Here is a 24036-nt window from a genome sequence, read left to right on the forward strand (position 1 = left end):
ACGCCTCATCTCGTAGGGCGGTGCGGCGCCGTACGGTGGCCGACATGGACGGCGCGGACAAGGACGTCGAGCATGGTGAGGACTTCGTCGCCGCACCCTTCAGGAAGCCACGTCGGCTGTGGTGGCTCGCCTCCGTCGCCCTGGTGGTGATCGCGGCGGTCGTCGCGGTGTACCGGCGGCACGACCTGGCTGCGGCCTCGCACCTGATCGCCGCGGTCCGGATGCCCCGGCTGGTCCTGGTCGCCGGGTTCGAGGCAGCGTCTCTCGGCGCTCTGATCGCACTGCAGCAGTGGCTGCTGCGCATGGGCGAGGCGCGCTTGCGGCTCAGGGTCGTCGGCACCATCGTGCTGGCGGCCAACGCCGTCGCCGGCGCACTGCCGGGCGGGGCGGCGTTCGCGGCCGCATGGATGTTCACGCAGTTCCGGCGCAGGGGTGTGGGACAGGTACTTGCGGGAGCGGTGCTCGCCGTCTCGGGAGTGCTGTCGGCGGCCGCGCTCTTTGCGCTGCTGGTGGCCGGTGCGCTGGCGAGCGGCTCCGCGGGGCTCGGCGCGCTGCGACCCGTGGTGCTCGGGCTCGCGGCGGTCCTCGGCGTGACGGCGGGCGCTGTGGCCGGCCTCTCCCGTTTCGCACCGGTACGCCGCCGCGTCTGGCGGTTCTGGCGGCGGCTCGGGGTACGTTCCCAGCAGCTGCGGGACATTCAGGACGGCCTGCTTGCCCTCGTCCGGCACGTCCATGCTGTTCGACCGGGGCTGCGCCCGTGGTGGCGGCCCTTCACGTTCGCGCTGCTCAACTGGGGCTGCGACGCGGCCTGCCTCCTCGCCTGCGCGTGGGGGCTGGGCATCGGCGTTCCCTGGCGCGGGATCCTCGTGGCATACACGCTCACCCAGATGACGGGCAGCCTGCGGCTGACGCCGGGCGGTCTCGGTGTTGTGGAGGCCAGCCTCACAGCACTACTCGTGCTGGACGGGCTGCGCACCGACCAGGCAATCGCGCTCACGCTGCTCTACCGGATCGCGAGCTACTGGGCGATGCAACCCATCGGCTGGGCGTGCTGGCTCGGCCTGACCTTCGGCTCACGACGCGCGGACCACCGCGCCGGATCTGACCGGCGTGCCGGATGAGAGCGTCACTGGGTCGTCTCCACGGAGCGCCACGAGAACCTCTTCCGCCCTGGTTGCCCAGGCACCCGACCGGCCCTCCCGTCGCATGGCGTCGGTGGCTCACCGGGGCACGGACCCGGTGAGCCACCGGCGAAGCGCTGCTGATCACACGGTCTTGGTCACTCCGTTCGGCACCGGGCCGGGGACGATTTTGGTGATCCCGACGGGCGGCGCGGCGGATGCGGCCGCTGCCGCCTCCCGACCGAGGAAGGAGCCGAGTTCACCGATGGTGCTCATCAGCGGGGCGGGGAACACTACGGTGGTGTTCTTGTCCACGCCGATCTCCACCAGGCTCTGCAGGTTGCGCAGTTGCAGAGCCAGCGGATGGGCCATCATCGTGTCCGAGGCGTCGCCGAGCGCCGCTGCCGCGAGCGATTCACCCTCGGCGTTGATGATCTTGGCGCGCTTCTCCCGCTCCGCCTCGGCCTGGCGGGCCATCGCGCGCTTCATGCTGTCGGGCAGCTGGATATCTTTGAGCTCGACCAGGGTGACCTCGATGCCCCACGCGGCAGTCGTGACATCGAGTATCTCCCGGATGTCCAGGTTGATGCGGTCCGTCTCAGACAGCGTCTCATCGAGCGTGTGCTGGCCAACGACCTTGCGCAGGGTGGTCTGTGCGATCTGATTGATCGCGGCCTGCACGTTCTCGACCGCGATGACCGACTTCACCGCGTCGACCACCCGGAAGTAGGCGACAGCCGACACATCGACGCTGACGTTGTCCCGGGTGATGATCCCCTGGGACTGGATCGGCATCGTGACGACCCGCAGCGACACCCGACGCAGGACATCAACGACCGGGATGATGACCCGCAGACCAGGGGGCCGCGTTCCGACCAGCCGGCCGAACCGAAACAGCACACCTTGCTCATACTGCGTCACGACCTTCACGGCCATGGCCAACGCCACCACGATCAACAGCGCCACGATGACCAGAAGGAAGATCAGAACTCCCATTGCTTGCTCCTCAGAATGAGGACCACGTCGTACCTGCCCGAGGCCCCGGGAATGCGACGGCACAGCAAGGGGTCCGACTGTCTGGTCTCTACTCGTGGCCAAGGCCCGCATCAACCAGAACGGGAATACCGGACATTCCGGAGAACACTCAGCCCCGCTCGCCGTCAATCCAGCATCCCTTGACGCGAACGCGCGGGGCAGGGGCCAAACGGCCCCAAGCTGAACTCAGGCGGGCTGTTCTCCTCGGCGACCGCACCGAACGGCGCCCCGCCGAGCGAGTCAGGAGCGCCCTGGCAGCCGTGCTCACCCCGCTCCTGGCCGGCCCCGGCGCCTTCCTGTGACTGCGGGCCGCTTCGCAGCCGTCTTTGATCGCCTCCCTCGCCGCCACCAGGCCCCTGGCAGGCATGTCCATGCTTACGGCGGCATCACGGCGCTGACCGCTGCACAGCCGAGGCAGCACCATCCGACCTCGGCCCGCCCCGCCCCGCCCCGCCCCGCCCAGAAGCTGAGCCGCTCCGGGACGAGTGCGCCCATGAAGCGGGCGCCAGGGTCCGGGTCCTGCCGGATCGCGTGGTGGGAGGCGTCGGTCCCGCATGCGGAGAGCCGACTGATGGGGACGCGGGTGTGGCTTTCGCGCCGCCGCGAGGTGCGCGTCTGTGTCCCTCGTCCCCGGCGCGTGGGGACGAGGGTTGCCGGGCGGTGATCCGGGTTCGGGCCGGTAGCCGAGTCGCGGCGGTTCGGGGCCGAGACCATGCCCGCGCGCCGTCGCCGTGGCCTCGGCCACAAACTGCTCGCCCAGGCCCTGGCCCTGCTGGCCGAGCAAGGTGCCACCGAGGTCGCGCCCGTCGTCATCGATGACGCCCCGCACCGCACCCCTGGCAGTCAGGCCGCCTCCCGGCTCTTCGAGTCCTTCGGCTTCACCCTCGTCGACCAGCTGTGGACCTACCAGCACCGACACCCCCGGGGCACGCGGTCGTCCGCGTGAGCCTCGGGGGCGCGATGCAGCCCTGAAAGGGACGTGCCCGTTCAGATGTGGACTCGTTCGGCGGCCGCAAGGACAGTGGAGCGTGCCTGATGGCGGCGCTCGTACTCCAGCACCCGCCGGGTGAGACTCTCTTCGGCATCACCGAGCCGCTGACGGATCTCGCCGGCATTCATGCTGTCGTAGCCGGTCCAGGGCTCGGGGCCCAGCAGGTCCGCGATCCTGCTCAGGACCGCGGAGCGCGCCGCATGGGAACGCTCATAGGCGCCCACCGTGGCCAGATCCCTCTGGGACAAGTACGGGAGCCGGTCGAGGATCGACCTGGTGCCGAGACTGCGGTAATCGGGGATCGGCAACTCGCCCTCCGTGATGAGGGCTCCCTCCGGTACGCCCTGGAGCCGGTCCACGCCAGGCATGCGCTCGGCCGTCTCCCGCAGCCAGTTGCTCCAGTCGCGGACCGCCTGGGCTGCGCCGGCGACGCCCACGCCACCAGCGGTCTCGGCGGCCACCACCGCTGCCTCGGCGCGCTGCTCAAGGCTGCTGCCGAGCTCTTCCAGCACCTCCTCGCCGTCACTGCGGACGGAACCGAGCAACTCCGTGCTGGCGGCGTCCTGGGCCTCCTGGGCGATACGCTCGGCGGCCCGGCAGACGGCCACGGCGAACGCGGTGACCGCATACTCGTCCTCGACGTTCTTCAGCAGCTGCTCCTCCGACGCCCTCCCCTGCCCCCCAAACACGGCGCCCGGGACGGACATCGCTGCATCGAAGGGCAGTTGGACAGCTTGCCTGGTGATGTGGAAGGCATTCTCGAGAACGGTCTGCACCAGCCCACGGGGCTTCAAAGTACCCAGACGTTCGTCGATGCGGTATACATGCCCGCGGGCGTCACCGACGCGGCGTTCCAGGACCTCCCGGTACTCCCCGGCGGGCGTGACTGAGAGGTGAGTTTTCAAACGGTCGGCAAGCGCGGCTTCGGCCTCGCGGACCTCGCGCAGCGCCGGAACGAGCATGTCTGTTGCTACGGCCATCACGTTTCCTTCGGCTAGTGCGATGCAAGGAAAGAACCGGCCAGCAACCGGCCCCCCTCCCACCGTGCCCCGAAACACTCCCTCCCGCATCTCGCTGCCAGGCACGCCCACGACAGGGCGGACGATCAAGTCACCGGCAGCCGACGAAGCGGTGATCGAGCCGCTCGTCGACGACGCACGCAGGGAAGGCCGCCGCATCCGGCTTCTGTACAAGTGCGGCCCGGAATTCCGGTCGTTCACCCCAGCGGCCGGGTGGGAGGACCTCAAGGTCGGGATCGGCGCCATGCGCCTGTTCGAAGGGTGCGCCGTCGTCAGCGACATCGGCTGGATCCGGCAGTCGACGCGGCTCGCGAGCTTCCTGATGCCCTGTCCGGTACGCGTCTTCGGCGACCAGGATCGCGAAGAGGCTCTGCGCTGGCTCGTCTCACTGCCCGAAGGGCCCGGCGTCTCCCACCAGCTCCTGTCCGAGTCCAAGGTTCTCGTGGTCGAGGTCGAACAGCCCTTGCGCGCACAGGACTTCGACGCGCTGGCACAGACAGCCGACAGCTGGCTCGAAACCCATGACGAACTGGCCGGTGCCGTGGTGCACGCTCGCGCCGTCCCGGGATGGGAGAACATCGGAAGCCTGCTCCGGCACGTACGTTTCGTCCGTGACCACCATCGCAAGGTCAGGAGGATCGCGCTGGCGGCCGACAGCAAGCTCGCCGGCCTCGCGCCTCACCTTGCGAAGCACTTCGTCCAAGCCGAAGTACGGCAGTTCGGATACGGAGAACTCGACGACGCCGTCGCCTGGGCCTCGAGCCCGCCCGACCGTAACCCTGCCGGTGCGGGTTGAGGTGACAGCCCCCCTCCGCCCAGGCGCTACGTCCAAGGGCCGCGCATCGAGCCGTAAGGCATTCCGCATCCCGGCGTTCTTGAGCGAAGGAGAAGACGATCACGATTGGCGGCTGGCATCCGCTTCAAACACATCCACGCCATGCGGTCGACGGCCTCGATGGGGGTGTGCACTGTCATCGCGCCCTTCGTCGTACTCGGTGCCTGTGCCGCTCTACACGATCGGCAGGGGCTACTTGGCCACGCGGGGCGCGGGGCCTGAGGGCCGGGCGGGCCTGGTGCACTGCCCAGGAACCCACGCGCCCGAAGTGCTGCAACCGCCAGGAGTCGACCGGGGCAGGGCGGCCGATGGTGTGCGAGGACCTGGCCGGAGGGCGGAGGCGCTGCGTGAAGGGCGCGCCGGTTTCCGCGCGCTGGCCACAGACGCTGGCCTGCGGCCCTGTCGGACTCGCCCGAGCGGCCATGCGGCGCAGTCTCTGACACGCCGTGGGTACCGTTCCGCGGCATGCGCGCGGGAGGTGATGTATCCACACTGGTCTTGAGGGGATGCCGGGGCGGCCCAGAGTCCACGGGCTCTTTCCGCGCGGACACCGAAGGAGACGCCCATGACCACCGCCCGAGAGATCATGCAGACCGGTGCGGCCCCCTGACCGACCGATGGCTGAGTCGCTTGCGCGGCAAGTCTGATGGCCATGGTCACGCAACCGCAGATCCAGCGGCGGCGAACACCGACCTCCGTATACCCGGGAGAGGTAATGACTGGTCCGATCGTGGTCGGAGTCGACGGCTCCGGGCGAAGTCTGCGAGCTCTGGTGTGGGCCGCCCATGAGGCGACTCTGCGCCAGTGTCCCTTGCGTATCATCCACGTCCTGCCCCTGTTCCACTCCTACGGGACCACCGAAGAGGGGCGCGCCCAGGAGGCGCGTGACTGGGACCAAGGCGTCGTGGACGAGGCCACCGCCATCGTGCAGGAAGCCCATCCGGACCTGGAGGTCACATCCGCTCTTCCCTCGGGCACCCCGGCAGCGGTACTGCTGGCCGAAGCCGAGCACGCCCACACGGTGGCACTCGGGACAAAAGGCATGGGCGGCTTCGGGAGTCTGTTGCTCGGTTCGGTCGCCTTGCAGGTGGTCGGTCACGCGGCCAGCCCGGTGGTCATCGTCAACCACGCCACCACCGGCCATGGCCGCATCGTCGTCGGCGCCGACGGGTCGGCGCACTCCCGGGCCGCTCTGGCGTATGCCTTCGAGCAGGCGTCGCTGCGCGGCGCCCAGTTGCAGGCTGTGCACGCCTGGAGCCACCCAGGGCCCCACGCCTATGTCAGCGCGGCCCAGGACGCTATGGCCGAGGAGCAGCGGCAGGCGCTGGAGGAGTGGCTGGCTCCGCTGCGCGAGGAGCATCCCGATGTCGAGATGGTGGAACAGCTGCCCGACGAGCCACCGGTCATCGCGCTGGCCCGCGCCTCGGACCGGGCCGACCTCCTGGTCGTCGGCTCTCGTGGACTCGGTGGCTTCCACGGTCTGGCCCTCGGCTCCGTCAGCCACCACCTCCTGCAGTTCTCCCAGTGCCCCCTGGCAGTGATTCGCCCACGGGCCTGAGTATCGCTGCCCGCTGGCAGCATGCCGCCGCAGCGCCCTCCCCGAGCGGTTGCGCCGACGGCTTCAACAGGCTGGCGTCACCGCGCTAGCCGCCACAAATCACTGCATGAATTGACAGGTGCCGGTCGAGATGCCGCAGGCGCGAGCGAGCAGGGAGAAGATCATGCCCTTTGACGGAGAGTGGTACAACGAGTTCGGTTCGCAAATGAACCTCGAGTCGGACCCGGAGGGTACCGTCAGCGGAATGTACGTCACCGCCGTAGGACACACGCCGGGGACGTACCTCCTGACTGGACGCCATGACGGGCCGATGAGCCCGGGAAACGGCATCGCTGTCGGTTGGACGGTCGCCTGGCGCAACGAGCATGGCAACGTGGGCTCCGTCACGAGTTGGAGCGGCCAATTCTTTGCCAGCCCAGACCGTATCTTCACTACCTGGCTGCTGACCCGCTCCGCCACGGCGGAGGCGTGGGACTCCACTGTGGTCGGGCAAGATGTGTTCACTCGGCAGAAGCCGACCAGCGAGGACGTCGATCGCGCTCTTCACAGCGGCCGACCGGTCTCGCACCCGATGCCGTCCTGAAGGTCGATACCCGCGAGTGCGTCCAGCAGCCACGCCCGGACCGGTCACCGGGACCGTCGGGAGTGGTACGGAGGATCGGCCAGCAGAGTCGCGGCTCGTCAAGTCCGCAGGCTCCGTGAGCGGATCCCTTGTCACGGCGTCACGCACAGGGACACCGGCAAGCAACACCTCTCGCCATGGCGACGCCGGAGATCGCCCACAGCAGACGAGGTTGTCCGGCTCGGAAGTAGCGAAGGAGCGTCCGGGAAATGCCGGCGACCCTGGGCTGGGCGGCTGTCTACCGAGGGCCCGGCGTCCGGCTCTCAGTGAGCACTGTGTCTCTGCCCCGGGTCCCAGAGCAGCGCGCGGCGCATAAGGTGATCAAGGAGCGCTCGCCGCCGCGGCAACGACAAGGGCAGCTATCGGCTGTCGCCACCCTGGGGGTGCTGTGGTGCTCAGTCGCCTCGCAGACGCCGTAGTGCCGGTCTTCGGCCGTCTGGACGTCACCACAGATGCCGGTTCCGGACCGATTGCCGACAGCATCATCATCGCCAACCACACCTCCCTCAGCGACCCCGCGGTCGTCCTCGCCGCCCTGCACCGCCTCGGCACCGAGCCCGTCGTGCTGGCAGCCGCAGGGCTGTGGCACGTCCCCCTGCTCGGCCGTGTCCTCACCCGAGAGGGACACATCGCGGTTCACCGGCACGGCCCACGAGCCGCCCGAGCACTGCAAGAAGCCCAAGCCGCACTGGCCGCGGGCCGGTCCGTCCTGCTCTACCCGGAAGGCGGCCTCCCGCACCGCAAGGGCGTCCGCGAGGCTCCGCCCCGACCCTTCCATCCCGGCCTCTTCCATCTCGCGCACGCCACCGGCGCCCAGATCGTGCCCGTGGGCCAGGCCGGAGCCCGCGCACTGGCATCCGGCAGCCCCCTCGAACAGGTGGCCAGGCTACTCACCGCTCCCCTGCACCGCCCACGACTTCACGTACGCATCGGCGGACCGCTGCGCCTGCACAGCGAACAGACCCAGACCCAGGCTCTCGCCATGACACACAGCGCGCTGACCCAGGCCTGGCACGCCGCTGCCCGGCAGCTCGGCGCACCGGTGCTCCTCACCGGGTGCCGAACCTCGGACCCACCCACCTGAGCCGTCGTCCGTTCGGCCGGTCCCTGTGAACGCGGCTGCCGACGACATCCCGGACAGGAACCTCGGGCAAGAGCGACGACACCTCTGATCGGGCCCGCCAAGGGCGCAGGCCCCGACGCGGCCATCAGGTACGCCAGGGCCGGTCGGCCCCTGTCGACGGGACGGATGGCACGGGCCCTGCCGCAGGCCGCCAGGGTCACGATGAAGGCCAGAGCCTCAAGGAGGTGGGTCCCGTGCCGAACCTCGGAGTTGCGATCGCCCGGCAGTACCGGCGCGGTGTCGTGTTCCGCTTCGGAAAACTGCGCAATGTCCGGAACCCGGGAATCCGGTTCATGATCCCGTTGGCGGACCGGATGTGGAAGGTCACCCTGCGGACGGTCACCATGCCGATCCCGTCCCAGCAGGTCATCACCCGGGACAACGTCTCCATCGGCGTGGCCGCGGTCGCCTACTTCCGCCGCGTCGACCCGGTGAAGTCCATCGTCGAGATCGAGGACGTGTCCTCCGCGATCAGCCAGATCGCCCAGACCACCGTCCGCAACGTCGGAAGGACCGCCGTGTCTCTGCCGGAACCTGGGGCGCACAGGGAACCGGTGGTGAGCGGCAGCTCCGTCGAGGTCTGAGCCGGTTGGGCCCTGGGACATTCGGGAGCGGGGCGCCACCGGAAGAGGCCGCATTCACGAAGGAAGGCTGATAATCATGGTCCGGGCATCATGGACGACGACAGGGGTGTTCACGGAGCGGGAAGGTGTCCGCACCGAGGAGGCCGGGTTCGTCACCGGGGACCTGACCGTGCACACCACCTGGGACGGCAGGCAGGCCGATGTCAAGGTCCAGTACACCGGCACCTCTCAGTGGTTCACGCTGACCGGAAGCCCGGTACCGTGCACTTCTCAGCAGGACAGCCGACGCCTGCACCAGGCGGTGGTGGAAGCCGTGCGGGCCGGCGGCGGCGCTATCGTTCCGCACCCCGACCGGCTCAGGGGATATCCATGAGGATCGGCCTATAGCGAGTACCGACGTTCGGCCGCTTCCCGTGGGATCCCTTGAACACCATGCCACCGTCGTGAAAGTGCTCGGCGAAAACGGCGAACCACCTTACCGGGTGCGCTACGAAGACGGGCACGAGACAGAGATCTTTCCCGGCCCCGGATGCGTGATCGAGACCCATCCGGCACACGAGACCTCGTTCGGGCAGCCGCACCAGGAGAGGCAGTGACCAGGCACGCCGCAGGGGGCGGGAACAGCTCCGCGCGGCGGCCTGTACGCGGCGCCACGGCGCCGGGCGGTGCGAGGCACGGCCGCCGCAGGGGCGGGCGGCAGCAGGGGCCGCAGTGACGAGCTTGGGTGGTTGCTACTGCCCAAGCTCGGTGGAGGCGCATCGACACGATCCGGGTGCGCCGTCTGCTCGGCTGATACCGCGGCCCGGCCTGCTGCCGCAGGCATACCGGTCGGCGGGCTGCGCCTTGGGCACGGCGACGGCCAGCACGCCGTCGCCGAGGGTCCATTGGCCTCGTCACGCCCAGTTCCTTGTGTTCCCCGGTGATGCGCAGTTCCTGCTCGCTGATTTCGATGTCGATGCCGTCGCGCTTGAGGCCGGATGGTCTTACCTCCACGACATGGGTGTCGTCGGTGTCCCGCATGTCCGCTGTCGGCAACTGGGCCAGTGCGGCGGGAGCGGTGGCAGACCGACCGCATCATCGGCATCGTCAGCCGCTCGGACTTGCTACGTGTCTTCCTGCGCCCCGATGAGGCGATCCGAGAGGAGATCCGCGACGACCTGCTGGAAGGGATGCTGCGGCTGGGTGGCACGGAGGTGCAGGTCCAGGTTCACGACGGTGTCGTCACCCTGCGCGGGGAGGTCGAGAACCGCAGCACCGCCCAGATCACGGAACGGCTAGCCAAGGGCGTGGACGGCGTCGTCACCGTCAGGCCGATGATCGACTACGCCGTCGACGACATGCTCGCGTAAGGCCGGCTGCCACCGCACGGCCGGTGCGCATCAACGGCCGAGAGGCTCGTGCGGCGCCCGGGGAGGCAGCCAACGACGGACGCGCCAAGTCGGGTGCATCGTAGATCGGGCCCGGCCCGCACACGGACCGTACAGATGCCCCGTGGGCGACTCCGTCGCGTGGCAGGCCCGCTGCAGCGAGGTCTGGCCCTGGCACAGCGGGACAGGAACTGACAGGCGGAGAGGGCGCAGGCGGGCGGAGGAGGGGCCCTGGGCAGATCTGCCTGTCCGTACGTGGCCTCTCATGTCGCGGTGTCCGGCGTTCGACGTTGTACTGGTGGCAGGAGTGCTGCCGAGCGAGGGGAGCAGTCGTGTTGCCGTCCGACGTTTCTCGTCCCGTGAAGCCGGAGACCGTTTTCGACCGTGACGCCGAGTGGGACGCGCTCGTCGCGTTCGCCTGTGACACCCGTCCCGGACCCGGCCTCGGTGTGGTGTCGGGACGGCTGCGGCAGGGCAAGACGTACCTCCTGAAGGAACTCACAGCAGCCCTGGACGGCTTCTACTTCGGGGCACAGTCGGCGGCTCAGGCCGAGTCCCTGCGCCGCCTCAGCGACGAACTGGCCCAGTACACGGGCACATCGCCGCCGACCCACTGGCATGGCTGGGAGGATGCCATCCACGCGCTCCTGGAGCTGGGAGACCGGCGACCTGTTCCGATCGTCATCGACGAGATCCCCGACCTCGTCCGGCAGAGTCCCCCGCTTCCCTCCGCCATCCACAGCGCCTACCGGCGCCTGCGCGACACGGGCCGGGACAACCGTGCACGCCTGTTGCTGAGCGGCAGCGCCCTGCCGGTGATGCACCGGCTGTTCAGCGCGGCCTCACCGCTGCACGGGCTGACCGATCTGGAACTCACCCTCCGTCCGCTGGACTACCGACAGGCTGCGAGGCTGTGGAACATCGAGGATCCCGGCCTTGCCCTGCTGGTCCATGCTGTCGTCGGCGGGACGCCTGCCTACTGGGGATACGGCGGAGAACGCGCGCCCGGCGGGCTGGCCGACTTCGACGCCTGGGTGTGCAGAACCGTGCTCAACTCCAGGACTCCCCTGTTCCTGGAGGCACATCACCTGATGCAGGAGGAGACCGACCACTGGGACCGTGCGCTGTGCCACTCCGCGCTCACCGCCATCGCCTCGGGTTGCTCGACACAGGGCGAGATCGCAGAGCGCCTCGGCGCGCCGCTCGCCGATGCCGCCCGCTGTCTTGCGCTGCTGCGGGAGAACGGTCTGCTGCACGGCGAGCCAGACGCCTTCCGCCCGAAGCTGATCCGGCTGCGCATCACCGAGTCGCTGCTCGCCTTCGAGCACGCGGCTGTCTGGCCCTACCGCTCGGCGCTGGAGCAGCAGGGCGTGGCCGAGGTCTGGCGGCGTGCGCGTCCCGTCTTCGACTCCGCGGTGGCCGGCCCCCATTTCGCCCAGATCTGCCGGGACTGGGTCATGGACTTCGCCGACTCGGCCGTCTTCGGCGCACATCCCGCGACGGCGGCCCACGGCTCACTCCCCGATCCGGCCAACCGTGTCGGCACCGAGGCACATGCGGAGGTGGTCGTACGTGGCCCGGCCGGTGCCCGTCCCGGCGCTCTTCTGTCGGTGGGAATGGCACGCTGGGACGAGGTCATGGACCTGCACCACCTGGAACACCTGCGGCATCTCCTAGACCTGCTCGCCTCTGGCGGCGAGGAGATCACCCACACCCGACCCGCCTGCTACAGCGGTGTCGGCTTCACCTCCGCGCTTCGCGCGGCCGAAGCCAACGGACATGTGGTGCTCGTCGACCTCGACCGGCTGTACCGGGGGCGGTAGCCCAGCAGCAGCCACGAAGTGAGCGGTGGTCGGCAGTGATCCGGTTCAACCGGAACCCCGCCGGTCGTGCCCCTGGGGCAGGCTCCTCCCAGTGCTTCCAGCGGACAGGTGCCACCAGAAGGCCTGGCCATGTCGCGGCGGTGCGCCCGCGGATGCCGAGGCGGATCCTTGGGAGGACCGGGGCACCTGGTACCCCGTGCGGGGGGCCGTTCGGCCCACGACACGGGAGAGGGAACGGTACACGATGTAGAGAAAAGACAGGGGGTTTTTCTCCCCCTTTCTGCCCAATGCGATAGGAGCGCAGTGGGTTCGGAATGACATGGGAGGTGTCTGACGTGACCGAACGCACATTCCCGGGTATCGAACAACACCCGGACATCCTTGCGTTGCGTGCCAGCTCCGAGCGGGCGACGACGACAGTGACAGCGCAGATCATGGAAGGGCTGGCCTTGCTGGCCGGTCTGTATCTGGCGGCATCGGCATGGATCGTGGGGTTCCACACGACCCTGCCGACACTTGCCGTCACCAACCTGATCACCGGCCTGGCGTACGCGTTCCTCATGGGTGGCGGCTTCGGCTCCGCCTACGAGCGCACGCACGCGATGTGCTGGGCGGCGACCGGAATCGGCGCATGGACCGTCATCGCCCCGTTCATCGTGTCCGGCGCCAGGAGTTCGCACCCCGCCGCGGTGATCGTCAGCAACGCAGTGGTCGGCGGCCTGGCTGTCCTCTTCGCCGCTGGCACGGGGCTGCTGGCACTGAGGGTCAAGCGCCGGTCGTGACGATCATCCTCTGTATCCCGGTGGGGCCGAGCGAGTCCGCTCCGCCCCACCACGCGTATGGCGCTGAGTTCGTTGGCTGCCAGGACTCGGCAGGTCAAGCGGCGCCCCGGTGCCCCGGGAATCCACGGGAACGGATGCTCGGCATCGTCACAGCGGGGGCCCAGCGTAGCGGGTGTTGACGGTGTGCGGCGGCACGTCACTCGATGCGGGCGACGAAGAAGTCGGCGCTACCGGAGAGCGTGGTGAGGTAGGGGGTGCATTCGTCGTCGATGCGGACGGCCGGTGCGTTCGCTGAGGGTCTCGATGAAGCTGCGGAAGTCCAGCGAGTCCATCTCGAGGGCGTCGCGGAAGGTGTCGTCGGGCCCGAGCGTGACCAGGTCGGCGTCGGGGATGACCTGGGCGATCGACTCCTTGACCACGTCGAGTGCATCGGTTCGGTGCACAGCTGCCCCGGGTTCTACAGAAGGTGGTCGACGGCCGTGAGGTAGTGGGCTCCGACGGCGCCGTCCGTCGCTCGGTGGTCTGCCGACAGGGTGACTGTGACGACGGGCCGTACGCCCAGCAGCCCGCCCACGACGCAAGGCCGGTCGACGACCCGGCCGAAGCCGACCAGGGCGACCTGTGGCGGGTCGATGACGCCGAAGGTGGATCACCTCGGCGTTGATGCCCTCGGCGGCCAGTTCGTCTGCCGCGGCGTGGGCTTTGGGCAGCGAACCGCCGTACGTGATGAGGGAGATGTCGGTGCCGGGTCTGCGGATCGCGGCGGCGTGGTCCAGGCCCACGGGATGGGTGGGCGGGGTGAGTTCGCCGGAGGTGTCGCAGAGGCTTCCGTGCTCGAAGATCAGCACCGGGTCGGGGTCGACGAGCGCGGGGGCCAGCATGTTGCGGGCGTCCTCGATGGTGGCGGGACGTACGCCAAGTGTCTTCTCCGGCTTGGGTGCTTCACTCGCGATGCAGGACGACTTTGAGGGCGCCGGTGTCGGAGCCGTGCGAGAAGACGTCGTAGGCGTCCTCCATCCGGTCGAGGCTGAAGGTGTGGGTGACAAGGGGGGAGACCGGTAGGTGTCCGAGAGTCACCAGGTCGATCAGCCAGGGTGTGGAGGAGGTGTCGACCTGGCCGGTGCTGATCGTCACGTCTTGCGCCAGAGCGCCTCAAGATGCAGCGTGACCGGTTTACCGTGCATACCGATGTCGGCGATGTGCCCCCCCTGCGCGCACCACGCGTGTGCACAGCAGGAAGGTGTCCGGATCGCCTGCGGCTTCGATGACCACGTCGGCGCCGGGCCCCTCGGCCAGGTCGGCGATCAGCCGGCCGGGTACTTCGGCGGCATCCGCCCCGAGGCGAGCGGCGGCTTCCAGCCGGGACGGAGACAGGTCAACCGCGATGATCCTGCGGGGCGAGTAGATCCGCGCGATGATGACCGCAGCAAGCCCCACGGGACCTGCACCCACGACCACGACGGTGTCTCCCGGGCCCACGTGTCCGTTGCGCACCCCGACCTCATAGGCGGTGGGGAGCACCTCGGCGAGCAGGACCGCGTCATCGAGCGCCAGGGAGGGTGGTTGCCGGTGGGTGGAGGAGTCGGCGAAGGGCACACGCACGAACTTGCCGAAACACGCAAGGAAGAGCCAACACCCACACCAGGTACGGCAGGACGTCTGGTCGTGGCGCTGAAACTGCACGGCCCCTGCGATGACCTGCATCGTCGGCTACCAGATTGCCGATGATGGAGAGGTCCGGGTGGCGTGCTTGGAGCTCCGCCTGGGCGTTGTGCACGATCCGCTTCGCCCAGTAGTTCTGATCGATCTCTGCAGGGATGCGGGTTGGTTCCGGCGCCACCAGGGGCCACGCATGCAGCAGGCGCGGCGTCAGCCTGCGCCGCCTGGCCTCGTCGGAGGCCCACCGGGCGGCGGTAAGGCTCTCGGGTGAGCCGTCGAGGCCCACGGCGACGACTGGTTGCATGGCGGCGACCTCCGTCTCGTAAGAAGCTGGAATCGACGGTGAGTGACGGTGAACGAGTTCGATCGCGTGGATGGTCCGGACGTCGCCGACATGCCGGGCGTGGTGCGTTCTCTCATCCGAGGATCACCCCAATCCCCTCCGCGGCGCGTGCGGACCGGTGGAGCAGGGGCCCAAGGCGTGGAATCCGGCACGAGAGGAGTCAGCGGCGGTGACGATTCCCCTCATGGTCGGCATCGACGGCTCCGAGGCGAGCCTGGAGGCGGTGGACTGGGCCGCCGACGAGGCGGTGCGACACGGGGTGCCACTCCACCTCCTGCACGCAGCCGCGCCGGACCACGAACCATCCGACGTGATCAGCGCCGCCTCAGAGCGTGCCCGGCGAGGCGCTCCCACAGTGCGGCTGTCGAGCGAGGTGCTGCGGGAGGACGCGGCCTCCGCCCTGCTGGACATGGGGCGCAACGCCTTCGCACTGGTACTCGGGTCCAGAGGGCTCGGCGACCTCTCCGACATGCTCCTGGGCTCGGTCAGCCTGGCCGTGGCGGCACGAGCGGACTGCCCGGTCGTCGTGGTGCGCGGTGCGGCAGAGCACCGGAATGCCTGGTTCGGCAGCATTGTCGTCGGTGTCGGGGAAGGAGAGGGAAGCGACACGGCCGTGCAGTTCGCGTTCCGCGAGGCTCATGCGCGGCACTGCCGACTGGTGGCAGTGCACGCCTGGAGCGCACCGTTCGGTGCTCTCACCACGCCTCAAGCCTCGTCCTGGCCCCTGGAGGCCCACCGGCGCCCGCCCGCGCAGGTGCTCGACGACGCCCTGGGCGGCCCGGCGGAGCGGTACCGCGACGCGCAGGTGAGCCGAAACGTCATCGAGGGTCCGGCCCGCCGGGCACTGCTGGAGGCGGCGTCAGGGGCGGACCTGCTGGTCGTCGGGGCCCGCAGGCGGCAGGGGCACCTGGGCCTGCAGTTGGGCCTGATCAATCATGCGGTGCTGCATCACGCGCCCTGTCCCGTCGCGATCGTTCCCCAGATATGACCGCGACCGGCGGAGACGGGCCATGTCGCCAGCCGGTCGCTCGGTGCCGGACGTCGGTCCCTCAGGGACCTTCGACCCTGCGCCCGAAGGCCGCTGCCGTTCCCCCCTGGTACGCGCCTCCGGCAGGCTCGAATCCTGGTTCCGCCGCGACGAAGGCACGTGCGGTGCTGGCTACCGGCACCACGGCACTCACCGGCCACGGATCCGTGCACTGCCATCCGGCGGACCTGAACGTGCCGGAGATCGGCGACGGACTGGCGGCGGGCCGGGCCATGGACGACCTCGCCCGGCAGCTCTGAACGTCGCCGAGCGCGACATCGGGGCGTGGGCGAGCCCCGGCCGAGCAGCCGCGAGTCCGCGGGATGGCCCGTGTGACCAACGGCAGTGGAGCAACCCGTACGACCTGCCCAGCGTCCGGTGCCGGGTCGGAAACCCGGCAGAAGCCGCGGAAACCAAGGAGGATCCCATGACGACACATCCCGCGCGGCACGTCAGGGGCGCGCTTCGGGACCAGCTCATGCACGCCGCTTTCTCCGGGGCGGATTCCCCGAGTTCGGCGCGGTCGAGCCGTGGGCGCCGCCGGTCGACATCGAGGACACCGAGGACGCCTACCTGGTGGAACTGGAGCTTCCCGGCATGGTCAAGGACCAGATCACCGTGGAAGTCGCTGAGGGCGAGTTCGATGTCCACGGTGAGGTCAAGCAGAGGGAGCACACCGGGGCGGTCCGTCGGCACACCCGCCGTGTCGGACAGTTCGACTACCGCACGACTCTGCCGCCGACCTCCGGCATCGAGCACATCAGTGCGGATCTGGCCAACGGAGTCCTCACGGTGCGTGACCCGAAAACCGAGCAGGGGAAGGCGCAGTGCATCGAGATCACCGGCTGGTTGAGGGGTGGGATCACCGGCATCGGTGCCCGCTCACGTGTCGGTGGGGGAACGTCGGGCGTCGTCGGTCCGGTACGTGAGGTGTGCGGAGACCGAGACCACGCCGTCGACGCTCTGGCACAGCCGCTCGATGATGGGGATCAGGCTCTTGTGCTCGACGGATCCGCTGACGGTGATCTGCCCCTCGCGTACCTCGGCTGTCACTTCTCGGGGAGCAAGGCCCAATGTCCGCTCCAGTACGTCCCGGGTGATCTCGTCGCGGATGGCGTCGTCGCGGCGCAGGAAGATCCTCAGCAGGTCGCCGCGGCTGACGATGCCCTGCAGCTTGTCCGTCTCGTCCACGACGGGCAGCCGCTTGACGTTGTGGACCTCCATGAGGCGGGCCGCCTCGACCACGCTCCATTCCGGGCGTGCGCACACCGCGGGAGCCGACATCAGCTCCTCGGCGCTGGCTCCTTCGGCCTTGGCCCGCTCCCACGCTTCCAAGTGGGGAATCGGTGTCCGGCCGGACGGGTCGGCCTGGTCCGCCGACTTGCGCAACATGTCGGCCTCCGAGACCACACCCATGGGGCGGTCCAGTTCGTCCAACACAGGTACGGCGGTGACGTCGTTCTCCGCCAACAGCCTGACGATCTCCTTGAACGGTGTGTCACGCCGCGCCCGGACGACGTCCCGGGTCATGAGTTCTGCGACCGTTCGGTGGTGCATGTCGCCTTCCCCTTCCGGGACGTGAGAGCCGGTCGTGGTCACGTGGCTCCGGCGTGGTCGGGAACCAGCCCGTGCGGGGGCGGTTCGTACGTGGCACGTTGGATACAGCAGAATTCTGCGGAAACGGCGGCGATCATGCGAGCTCACCCCGGCGACCAACTCGTCATCGAAAGCCCGGCGCCCGGCGTTGCCAGGCGCGACGGCGAGATCGTCGGACTCCACCATCCGGATGGCACTCCCCCCTACGAGGTGCGCTGGTCGGACACGGACGAGGTGACTCTCGTGTTCCCCGGGCCCGACGCGCACATCCGTCACGTCGAGCACACGCCCGGGAGAGCCCATGAGCCTTCCTGGCCGGGCACGGACGAGGCGAGCGCCGTGTCGTCCGACGCGACCCCGCCCGGCGGGGTAGCCAATCCTGGTGACATCGGTCGGCGCGTGTACACCGAACGCAAGCGACAAGGCCTGTCCCGCGAGGAAACGGCCGGCCGCGCCAGGATGGCACCGGAATACCTGGCGTACCTCGAAGAACGGCCGGCCGACCCGAGCCTGGCGACTCTCATCAGACTGGCGGCGGCGCTGGGCACCAGCGTGGCGGCGCTGCGCGGGGCCGGTATCGATCTGCCGCCCGGCCAGGGACAGGCGCTTCTGCACCCCCAGCTGCGGGATCTCGGCCCCGACGAATGCCGCGACCGGCTCTCCACCCACGGTGTGGGGCGCATCGCGGTGTCGACACCCGACGGCCCGGCGGTCGTCCCGGTGAACTACGAGGTCATCGACGATGCGATCGCCTTCCGTACCGCGCCCGAGTCCGTACCTGCGGCGGCCGTGGGAACGGATATCGCCTTCGAGGTCGACCATGTGGACGAGGCCATGAGCCAGGGCTGGAGCGTGCTCGTCGTCGGTCCTGCGAGCGTGATCACCGAGCCCGATGCGGTGCGAAGACTCGCCGAGCACGCCCACACCGAGCCGTGGGCCGGGGGCGAGCGTGAGATGTGGGTGTCGATTCGGCCCACGCGCCTCACGGGCCGGCGCATCAGCCCGGCCGATCGGTAAGCGGCCACGGACTTCCGCTCACCGGCGCGCACTCCACGACCGGCCTTCAGAGACAACCGAAGAGCCGCAACGCCCGAATGGGACTGTCCGCTCGCGAAGGAGGAGCCTCCGGTGAGCCAACAGCCACTCCCCGAAGAGCGCGTGACAGCCCTGGTCCACGACGCCGCCGCTGCCCCGTCGATGCACAACGCGCAGCCGTGGCGCTTCCGTTACCTCCAGGGCAGCCGCACCTTCCACGTCCGTGCCGATTTCGACCGCGCCATGCCACACGCCGATCCCGACACCCGCGCCCTCAACATCGGCTGCGGCGCCGCCGTGCTGAACCTGCGGGTCGCGGTGTTCCACGCGGGCTGGTACCCGGCGACCCGGCTCCTGCCCGACCCCGCCGACCTGGCCTTGCTCGCCACCGTGCGGCTGACGGAACTCGGAAGCGGCGAGCACAGCCTCGCTCCCCTGTATCCGGCGATTCACCAGCGGCACACCAGCCGCTTCCCGTTCGAGGAAAGGGAGATACCCGAGGCCGTTCAGAGGGCTCTGCGCGATGCAGCCCAACTTCAGGGAGCATCGCTGTCCTTCCCCACAGGATGGCACCTGCAGGAGGTGCTGGAGTTGTTCGAGGAGGCCGAGGCACGCAACAGGACCGACGAGGGCAGCGACGAGGATCTGGCCGCCTGGACCCGTATCGACGCCCCGGACGCCCCATCGGCGGACTCGGCCCCGGACGGGATCCCCGGGTACGCCTTCGGCCCGCGCAAGCGCGGTGGTAGTGCCCCGATGCGCGACTTCGCCGGCACAAGGCCGGTGGAGGGCCGCGGCGCGACCGACTTCGAACGTTCCCCTCACCTGGCCCTGCTCAGCACGCCTGGTGACCGGCCGGAGGACTGGCTGCGTGCCGGCCAGGCCATGGAACACGTGCTGCTGCTGGCCACCCTCGAAGGCCTTTCCAGCTCGTTCGCCACCCAGGCCCTGGAATGGACGGACCTGCGCTGGCCACTGCGGGACCCGATATCGGGCACCGGCTACACACAGATGGTGCTGCGAATCGGATACGGCCCCAAAGGCCCCGCCACACCACGCCGCCCGGTGCCAGAGGTACTCGACATCCAGCCCTGACCGTCCCGCGATCCTGCCCTGACTGTCCCGCGCCATCGGTGTCCGCCATCGGCGGACCTGTCACCGTGCGCTTGCCGGTCCGGCCGGGTCCTCGGACGCGCCGGTGAGATGGGGCTCGACGTCCACAACCCCCTCTATGGCTCGGATGAGGCGTACGGCCACCGAGATGAGCGCGGTGTCCCGGATCCGGCCGCGGAGGGTGACGACACCCTCGTGCACGTTCACGTGGATGGTGTGGCTGAGGGCAGGGAAGAGGTAGGACACCACCGTGCGGCGGACCTCCTCCTCGATGTCCTCGTCGGACCGTAGGAAGACCTTCAGCAGATCGGCACGGCTGACGATGCCCTGAAGTATGCCAAGGTCATCGACCACCGGGAGCCGCTTGATGTGCCTGACGGCCATGATCCTTGCCGCCTGGGCCAGGGTGGCGTCGGTGTGCACCGTGACGGCGGGGGTGCTCATGAGTTCTCCGGCGGTCACCGCTCCTGCCTTGGCCACGTCGGACAGGCGCTGACGCTGCTCATAGACGCTCGGCACGCTGTCGCGGAACTCCTCCTTGGGCAGCAGGTCGGCTTCGGAGACCACGCCGATGACGCGCCCCTCGCCCTCCAGGACCGGCAGGGCGCTGACCTTCCACTGCTCCATGGTCTCGACGATCTCCTTGAACGGCGCGTCGCGTCCGACGGACACCACCGTCACGGTCATCACATCACTCACGATGTGCGGGGTCTCCGGCACTTCAGATCGCCTCCTCCATGTCCGAGACGCGCGCAGCGGTCCCCTTCGCCTTCTTCTTCCCGGGTATGACTCCACCATCGCCGCAATCCGGCGCGGTGCAAACCCGGGCCGAAGATCCGCCCCGAGGGCCGGTCCGCATGTCGCGGCGGCATCTGGGCGGTGCGACGGTAGTCATAGGGGGCGCTCGCGGGGGCCGCACAGGAAGGCGGTGGGGGCGATGGAATTCCCGCTGGTCGTGGGCGTCGACGGATCGGATTCCAGCCTGCAGGCGGTGGACTGGGCCGTAGGCGAAGCAGCACGCCATGGGCTGCCGCTTCGCCTCGTCTATGCCTCCCTGTGGGAGCGGTACGAGGGAGCCCTTCCCTCCTTCAGCGTTGATCGTCCCGCCGAAGAGGTCACGGCGGAGCACATCATCGCCTCCTGCGTGGAACGCGCCCGGCTTCGCAACCCCGAGGTGAAGGTGTCGGGCGAGGTGCTGCCCGACGATGCGGTGTCCGTGCTGCTGAGGGCGGGGCCTGAGGCATTTGCCCTGGTCACGGGTTGTCGTGGCCGTGGCGAGGTCGCCGGCCTGCTGCTGGGGTCGGTCAGCCTCGCGGTGGCGGCTCGTGCCCTGTGCCCTGTCATCGTGGTCCGTGGCTCGGACCAGAACCGGCAGGGAACCTTCGGGCGGGTGGTGGTCGGGGTCGGCGACTCGACAGGGGGCTCGGCCGCCGTACGGTTCGCCGTGCGCGAGGCTGAGGCGCGCGGCTGTGCCCTGAAGGCTGTGCGGGCCTGGCGCAGCCCGGCCCATGAGCACGTGGACCACCCTCTGGTCGCGGATGACGCCGCTCGTGTGCACGGTGAACGCGCCTCGACCCGCCTCACTGATGCGCTGGTCGAGGCCGTCCGGGAACATCCCGACGCCGAAGTCGACCGCCAGCCGGTCGAGGGCCCCGCTCACAAGGTTCTGCTGGGGGCATCGGCCGATGCTGATCTGATCGTCATCGGCGCTCTGAGGAGGCACGGCCACTTCGGTCCGCAACTCGGCAGGGTCGCCCACGCCCTGCTGCATCACTCCCAGTGCCCGGTCGCCGTCATCCCTCAGCGAGCCTGAAGGCAGGGGGGTGAGGGCGGCGGATGTCGGAGTGGACGTGGGAGTACGAGGGCTACGACCCCTCCACCGAGCGGTTGCGGGAAGCGTTGTGCACGCTCGGCAATGGCTACTTCGCCACCCGTGGTGCGGTGCCCGAGTGCAGGGCGGGCCTGGTGCACTGCCCGGGAACCTACGTGGCCGGGTGCTACAACCGCCTGGAGTCGACCGTGGCGGGACGACAGGTGGTGAACGAGGACCTGGTCAACCTCCCGAACTGGCTGCTCCTGCGCTTTCGTTGCCGCCGCGCCCAGGGGCCGTGGGGGCCGTGGTTCTCCCCGGACGCCTGCACTTTCCTGGACTACCGGCACACCCTGGATCTGCGCCGCGGCACACTGACCCGCACTCTTCGCTATCAGGACGACGCCGCGGGCGTACTGCGTGTGGAGCAGATCCGCCTGGTGCACATGAGGGCTGCCCACCTGGCCGCGCTGCGGACCGTCTTCACGGCCGAGGACTGGTCGGGAGAGATCGAGGTCGAGGCCGCCCTCGACGGCAGCGTGATCAACAGCAACGTACGCCGTTACCGGTCTCTCAACCGCAGGCATCTGGCCCATGTACGCACCGGGGCGCAGGAGCCGGACATGGTGTGGATGCACTGTCGCACCAGCACTTCCGACATCGCCGTCGCCATGGCGGCCAGGACAGTCGTCACCGGACAACCGCCGGTCTTCTCGACGGTGCGCTCCAACCCGCACCGCGCCGTCCACCGCCTGCTGATACCAATCTCCCGAGGCCGACCGGCCGGCGTGGAGAAGACATTGGCTCTGCACACCTCACGCGACAGGGCGATCAGCGACCCACTCGGTGCCGTGGTCGACCAGCTGTCCGCAGCCCCGGACTTCTCAGCCCTGCTGGACTCCCATGTCACCGCGTGGGAGCAGTTGTGGCGGCGCGCCGAGATCCAGGTGCCCGGCCAGGCCGGTCGTGTCCTGCGCCTGCATCTGTTCCACGTCCTGCAGACACTCTCACCGCACACCGCGGATCTCGACGTGGGCGTGCCGGCCCGAGGGCTGCACGGCGAGGCGTACCGAGGCCACGTCTTCTGGGACGAGCTGTTCGTGCTGCCGTATCTGAACCTGCACTTGCCGGAGGTCTCGCGGGCCCTGCTGAACTACCGTCACCGGCGCCTGCCCCAGGCATGCCGGGCGGCCGCCGCTGCCGGCAGGACGGGAGCGATGTACCCGTGGCAGAGCGGCAGCGACGGCCGAGAGGAAACCCAGCAGCTCCACATCAACCCCCGCTCCGGCCGCTGGCTGCCGGACCACTCGCGGCTCCGGCACCACGTCGGCTCGGCGATCGCGTACAACGTGTGGCAGTACTGCGAGGCCACCGGCGACACCGAGTTCCTGCACACCAAGGGCGCGGAGATGCTGCTGCAGATCGCCCGCTTCTGGGCCGACATCGCGGTCCTCGACCCCGAGTCGGGCCGTTACTGCATCCGCGGCGTCGTCGGCCCCGACGAGTACCACGACAGCTACCCGGGCGGCGGACAGCCCGGGCTGGACAACAACACGTACACCAACGTCACCGCCGCCTGGGTCCTCAGCCGTGCACTGGACCTTCTGCGACGCCTTCCCGCGTGGCGTCGCGAGGAACTCTTCCAGCGCGTGCAGTTGGACGACGAGGAACTCCCGAAGTGGGAAGAGACCTCCAGGCGGTTGCGGGTGCCGCACCACCAGGGCGTCATCAGCCAGTTCGAAGGCTACGACGACCTCTCCGAGCTGGACTGGGACGCCTACCGCGCGCGGTACGACAACATCCGGCGGCTGGACCGGATCCTGGAGGCCGAGGGCGACGCGGTCAACCGCTACAAAGCCTCAAAGCAGGCCGACGTCCTCATGCTCGGCTACCTCTTCTCACCCACGGAACTGCAGCAGCTGTTCCGACGTCTCGGCTATCGCCTGGACGACGAGATCTGGCGAAAGACCGTCGACTACTACCTCCAGCGCACCAGCCACGGCTCCACCCTCAGCGAACTCGTCCACGGCTGGGTCCTCACCCGGGTCAGACGGGCCGAGGCGTGGCAGTACGTCCACGAGGCCCTGGAAGCGGACACCGCCGATATCCAGGGCGGCACGACCGGCGAAGGCATCCACCTCGGAGCCATGGCCGGCACCCTCGACCTCGTCCAACGCGGCCTGACCGGACTGGAGACACGCGAGGACGCCCTGTGGCTGGACCCAGTGCCGCTTCCGGCACTGTCCGAATACGGGTTCTCACTGCGCTACCGCGGCCACTGGGGCGTCAGCGTACGGCTGCAGAGCGGACAGCTACGGATCGGCGTGCCCGATTCGGAGGAGTCACCGATCCGCGTGGTGCTGCCTGACCGGGCCGTCACCATCGCTCCCGGAGAGACCTGCACGCTCGTGCTGCCGCCGAGGTGATCAGCCCGGCGAACCAGACGGTGGAGGGGCAAAGGCCCCCACCAGAGGGAAAACGCGAAGAAGTGGAGTGCCGGACGACCGTGGGCCGTGCGCCACGGCGCGGCGCTCCACACCCCTCCGAAATGTCCCGATAGCGTGCATGCTCTGAGCAATCCCTCAGGGCTCAC

The 24036-nt window shown here is 69.2% G+C and carries 23 protein-coding genes and 4 pseudogenes; 19 read left to right on the forward strand and 8 right to left on the reverse strand.

The window, feature by feature from the left end; all coding sequences use genetic code 11:
* Nucleotides 1-44 precede the first annotated feature (44 nt).
* Nucleotides 45-1121 (forward strand): lysylphosphatidylglycerol synthase transmembrane domain-containing protein, encoded by a 1077-nt coding sequence (locus tag ABZ656_RS21620; RefSeq protein ID WP_360269850.1) that lies wholly within the window; start codon nucleotides 45-47, stop codon nucleotides 1119-1121.
* A gap of 144 nt (nucleotides 1122-1265) precedes the next feature.
* On the opposite strand, the gene ABZ656_RS21625 is transcribed toward ABZ656_RS21620, so the two are convergent.
* The gene (locus ABZ656_RS21625) at nucleotides 1266-2117 is read right to left on the reverse strand and encodes a slipin family protein (protein WP_101402960.1); all 852 of its coding nucleotides are present in this window, start codon (nucleotides 2115-2117) and stop codon (nucleotides 1266-1268) included.
* Nucleotides 2118-2868: 751 nt separating this feature from the next.
* Between ABZ656_RS21625 and ABZ656_RS21630 the strand changes: the two genes are divergently transcribed.
* Complete coding sequence (locus tag ABZ656_RS21630; RefSeq protein WP_360269853.1) at nucleotides 2869-3102, forward strand: GNAT family N-acetyltransferase; 234 nt, start codon at nucleotides 2869-2871, stop codon at nucleotides 3100-3102.
* 41 nt (nucleotides 3103-3143) lie between these two features.
* Here the strand turns inward: ABZ656_RS21630 and ABZ656_RS21635 are convergent, their stop codons facing one another.
* Complete coding sequence (locus tag ABZ656_RS21635; protein WP_360269855.1) at nucleotides 3144-4127, reverse strand: hypothetical protein; 984 nt, start codon at nucleotides 4125-4127, stop codon at nucleotides 3144-3146.
* A 64-nt stretch (nucleotides 4128-4191) separates the two neighbouring features.
* Between ABZ656_RS21635 and ABZ656_RS21640 the strand changes: the two genes are divergently transcribed.
* The 10 genes from ABZ656_RS21640 to ABZ656_RS21685 all read left to right on the forward strand — a co-directional run bounded on the left by ABZ656_RS21640 (nucleotide 4192) and on the right by ABZ656_RS21685 (nucleotide 12860).
* Nucleotides 4192-4962 carry an STAS/SEC14 domain-containing protein gene (locus ABZ656_RS21640; RefSeq protein ID WP_218977999.1) on the forward strand — a complete coding sequence of 257 codons (771 nt, stop codon included), beginning with the start codon at nucleotides 4192-4194 and terminating at the stop codon, nucleotides 4960-4962.
* A gap of 754 nt (nucleotides 4963-5716) precedes the next feature.
* Entirely contained in the window at nucleotides 5717-6559 is an 843-nt protein-coding gene (locus ABZ656_RS21645) for a universal stress protein (RefSeq protein ID WP_360269857.1), read from the forward strand.
* Nucleotides 6560-6722: 163 nt separating this feature from the next.
* Entirely contained in the window at nucleotides 6723-7142 is a 420-nt protein-coding gene (locus ABZ656_RS21650; protein WP_360269859.1) for an avidin/streptavidin family protein, read from the forward strand.
* Between the two features lie 430 nt (nucleotides 7143-7572).
* On the forward strand, nucleotides 7573-8265 hold the full coding sequence (locus tag ABZ656_RS21655; RefSeq protein WP_360269861.1) for a lysophospholipid acyltransferase family protein: 693 nt from the start codon (nucleotides 7573-7575) through the stop codon (nucleotides 8263-8265).
* A 233-nt stretch (nucleotides 8266-8498) separates the two neighbouring features.
* Nucleotides 8499-8888, forward strand: coding sequence for an SPFH domain-containing protein (locus ABZ656_RS21660; RefSeq protein ID WP_360269863.1), 390 nt, complete (start codon nucleotides 8499-8501; stop codon nucleotides 8886-8888).
* Nucleotides 8889-8964: 76 nt separating this feature from the next.
* A complete protein-coding gene (locus ABZ656_RS21665; protein WP_101402954.1) occupies nucleotides 8965-9261 on the forward strand; it encodes a hypothetical protein in 297 nt (98 codons plus the stop codon).
* Nucleotides 9262-9271: 10 nt separating this feature from the next.
* Nucleotides 9272-9484, forward strand: coding sequence for a DUF1918 domain-containing protein (locus ABZ656_RS21670; RefSeq protein WP_101402953.1), 213 nt, complete (start codon nucleotides 9272-9274; stop codon nucleotides 9482-9484).
* Nucleotides 9485-9931: 447 nt separating this feature from the next.
* Nucleotides 9932-10237 (forward strand): BON domain-containing protein, encoded by a 306-nt coding sequence (locus tag ABZ656_RS21675; RefSeq protein ID WP_360269865.1) that lies wholly within the window; start codon nucleotides 9932-9934, stop codon nucleotides 10235-10237.
* A 377-nt stretch (nucleotides 10238-10614) separates the two neighbouring features.
* Nucleotides 10615-12078 carry an ArsR family transcriptional regulator gene (locus tag ABZ656_RS21680; protein WP_360269867.1) on the forward strand — a complete coding sequence of 488 codons (1464 nt, stop codon included), beginning with the start codon at nucleotides 10615-10617 and terminating at the stop codon, nucleotides 12076-12078.
* A 335-nt stretch (nucleotides 12079-12413) separates the two neighbouring features.
* On the forward strand, nucleotides 12414-12860 hold the full coding sequence (locus tag ABZ656_RS21685; RefSeq protein WP_360269869.1) for an SPW repeat protein: 447 nt from the start codon (nucleotides 12414-12416) through the stop codon (nucleotides 12858-12860).
* A gap of 457 nt (nucleotides 12861-13317) precedes the next feature.
* Here ABZ656_RS21685 and ABZ656_RS21690 read toward each other — a convergent pair whose 3' ends face one another.
* The 4 genes and pseudogenes from ABZ656_RS21690 to ABZ656_RS21705 all read right to left on the reverse strand — a co-directional run.
* Nucleotides 13318-13494, reverse strand: a complete 177-nt coding sequence (locus ABZ656_RS21690; RefSeq protein WP_360269896.1) for a 2-oxo acid dehydrogenase subunit E2 — start codon at nucleotides 13492-13494, stop codon at nucleotides 13318-13320.
* Between the two features lie 52 nt (nucleotides 13495-13546).
* A pseudogene (locus ABZ656_RS21695) lies at nucleotides 13547-13741 on the reverse strand (alpha-ketoacid dehydrogenase subunit beta); the annotation flags it as partial.
* Nucleotides 13742-13802: 61 nt separating this feature from the next.
* Nucleotides 13803-14468 (reverse strand): annotated as a pseudogene (locus ABZ656_RS21700) (zinc-binding dehydrogenase); the annotation flags it as partial.
* A 91-nt stretch (nucleotides 14469-14559) separates the two neighbouring features.
* Nucleotides 14560-14823: pseudogene (locus ABZ656_RS21705) on the reverse strand (universal stress protein); the annotation flags it as partial.
* A gap of 208 nt (nucleotides 14824-15031) precedes the next feature.
* Between ABZ656_RS21705 and ABZ656_RS21710 the strand changes: the two are divergent.
* The 3 genes and pseudogenes from ABZ656_RS21710 to ABZ656_RS21720 form a co-directional block, all read left to right on the forward strand.
* Nucleotides 15032-15850 (forward strand): universal stress protein, encoded by an 819-nt coding sequence (locus ABZ656_RS21710; protein ID WP_101402948.1) that lies wholly within the window; start codon nucleotides 15032-15034, stop codon nucleotides 15848-15850.
* A 164-nt stretch (nucleotides 15851-16014) separates the two neighbouring features.
* Nucleotides 16015-16149: a dsRBD fold-containing protein gene (locus ABZ656_RS21715; protein WP_360269872.1), complete on the forward strand. Its 135-nt coding sequence runs from the start codon at nucleotides 16015-16017 to the stop codon at nucleotides 16147-16149.
* Nucleotides 16150-16486: 337 nt separating this feature from the next.
* Nucleotides 16487-16669 (forward strand): annotated as a pseudogene (locus ABZ656_RS21720) (Hsp20/alpha crystallin family protein); the annotation flags it as partial.
* A gap of 102 nt (nucleotides 16670-16771) precedes the next feature.
* On the opposite strand, the gene ABZ656_RS21725 reads toward ABZ656_RS21720, so the two are convergent.
* Nucleotides 16772-17446: a CBS domain-containing protein gene (locus ABZ656_RS21725; RefSeq protein ID WP_360269874.1), complete on the reverse strand. Its 675-nt coding sequence runs from the start codon at nucleotides 17444-17446 to the stop codon at nucleotides 16772-16774.
* A gap of 135 nt (nucleotides 17447-17581) precedes the next feature.
* Here ABZ656_RS21725 and ABZ656_RS21730 point away from each other — a divergent pair, with 135 nt between their 5' ends.
* The gene (locus tag ABZ656_RS21730; RefSeq protein WP_360269898.1) at nucleotides 17582-18502 is read left to right on the forward strand and encodes a pyridoxamine 5'-phosphate oxidase family protein; all 921 of its coding nucleotides are present in this window, start codon (nucleotides 17582-17584) and stop codon (nucleotides 18500-18502) included.
* Between the two features lie 180 nt (nucleotides 18503-18682).
* Complete coding sequence (locus ABZ656_RS21735) at nucleotides 18683-19615, forward strand: nitroreductase family protein (RefSeq protein ID WP_101404041.1); 933 nt, start codon at nucleotides 18683-18685, stop codon at nucleotides 19613-19615.
* A 60-nt stretch (nucleotides 19616-19675) separates the two neighbouring features.
* Here ABZ656_RS21735 and ABZ656_RS21740 read toward each other — a convergent pair whose 3' ends face one another.
* Complete coding sequence (locus ABZ656_RS21740) at nucleotides 19676-20353, reverse strand: CBS domain-containing protein (protein WP_101402947.1); 678 nt, start codon at nucleotides 20351-20353, stop codon at nucleotides 19676-19678.
* A gap of 217 nt (nucleotides 20354-20570) precedes the next feature.
* Between ABZ656_RS21740 and ABZ656_RS21745 the strand changes: the two genes are divergently transcribed.
* Both ABZ656_RS21745 and ABZ656_RS21750 read left to right on the forward strand, forming a co-directional pair.
* The gene (locus ABZ656_RS21745) at nucleotides 20571-21446 is read left to right on the forward strand and encodes a universal stress protein (RefSeq protein WP_360269876.1); all 876 of its coding nucleotides are present in this window, start codon (nucleotides 20571-20573) and stop codon (nucleotides 21444-21446) included.
* Between the two features lie 23 nt (nucleotides 21447-21469).
* Nucleotides 21470-23869, forward strand: a complete 2400-nt coding sequence (locus ABZ656_RS21750; RefSeq protein WP_360269878.1) for a glycosyl hydrolase family 65 protein — start codon at nucleotides 21470-21472, stop codon at nucleotides 23867-23869.
* Nucleotides 23870-24036: the final 167 nt, after the last annotated feature.

It is taken from the genome of Streptomyces sp. NPDC007095, assembly GCF_040634475.1.
Classification (GTDB): Bacteria; Actinomycetota; Actinomycetes; order Streptomycetales; family Streptomycetaceae; genus Streptomyces.

Excerpts from the sequence above, each read along its gene's own strand:
- ABZ656_RS21745 (WP_360269876.1), top strand. The coding sequence starts at position 20,571 with ATGGAATTCCCGCTGGTCGTGGGCGTCGACGGATCGGATTCCAGCCTG.
- ABZ656_RS21630 (WP_360269853.1), top strand. The coding sequence starts at position 2,869 with ATGCCCGCGCGCCGTCGCCGTGGCCTCGGCCACAAACTGCTCGCCCAG.
- ABZ656_RS21665 (WP_101402954.1), top strand. The coding sequence starts at position 8,965 with ATGGTCCGGGCATCATGGACGACGACAGGGGTGTTCACGGAGCGGGAA.
- ABZ656_RS21735 (WP_101404041.1), top strand. The coding sequence starts at position 18,683 with ATGCACAACGCGCAGCCGTGGCGCTTCCGTTACCTCCAGGGCAGCCGC.
- ABZ656_RS21650 (WP_360269859.1), top strand. The coding sequence starts at position 6,723 with ATGCCCTTTGACGGAGAGTGGTACAACGAGTTCGGTTCGCAAATGAAC.
- ABZ656_RS21620 (WP_360269850.1), top strand. The coding sequence starts at position 45 with ATGGACGGCGCGGACAAGGACGTCGAGCATGGTGAGGACTTCGTCGCC.
- ABZ656_RS21635 (WP_360269855.1), bottom strand. The coding sequence starts at position 4,127 with ATGGCCGTAGCAACAGACATGCTCGTTCCGGCGCTGCGCGAGGTCCGC.
- ABZ656_RS21625 (WP_101402960.1), bottom strand. The coding sequence starts at position 2,117 with ATGGGAGTTCTGATCTTCCTTCTGGTCATCGTGGCGCTGTTGATCGTG.
- ABZ656_RS21750 (WP_360269878.1), top strand. The coding sequence starts at position 21,470 with ATGTCGGAGTGGACGTGGGAGTACGAGGGCTACGACCCCTCCACCGAG.
- ABZ656_RS21645 (WP_360269857.1), top strand. The coding sequence starts at position 5,717 with ATGACTGGTCCGATCGTGGTCGGAGTCGACGGCTCCGGGCGAAGTCTG.
- ABZ656_RS21730 (WP_360269898.1), top strand. The coding sequence starts at position 17,582 with ATGCGAGCTCACCCCGGCGACCAACTCGTCATCGAAAGCCCGGCGCCC.
- ABZ656_RS21725 (WP_360269874.1), bottom strand. The coding sequence starts at position 17,446 with ATGCACCACCGAACGGTCGCAGAACTCATGACCCGGGACGTCGTCCGG.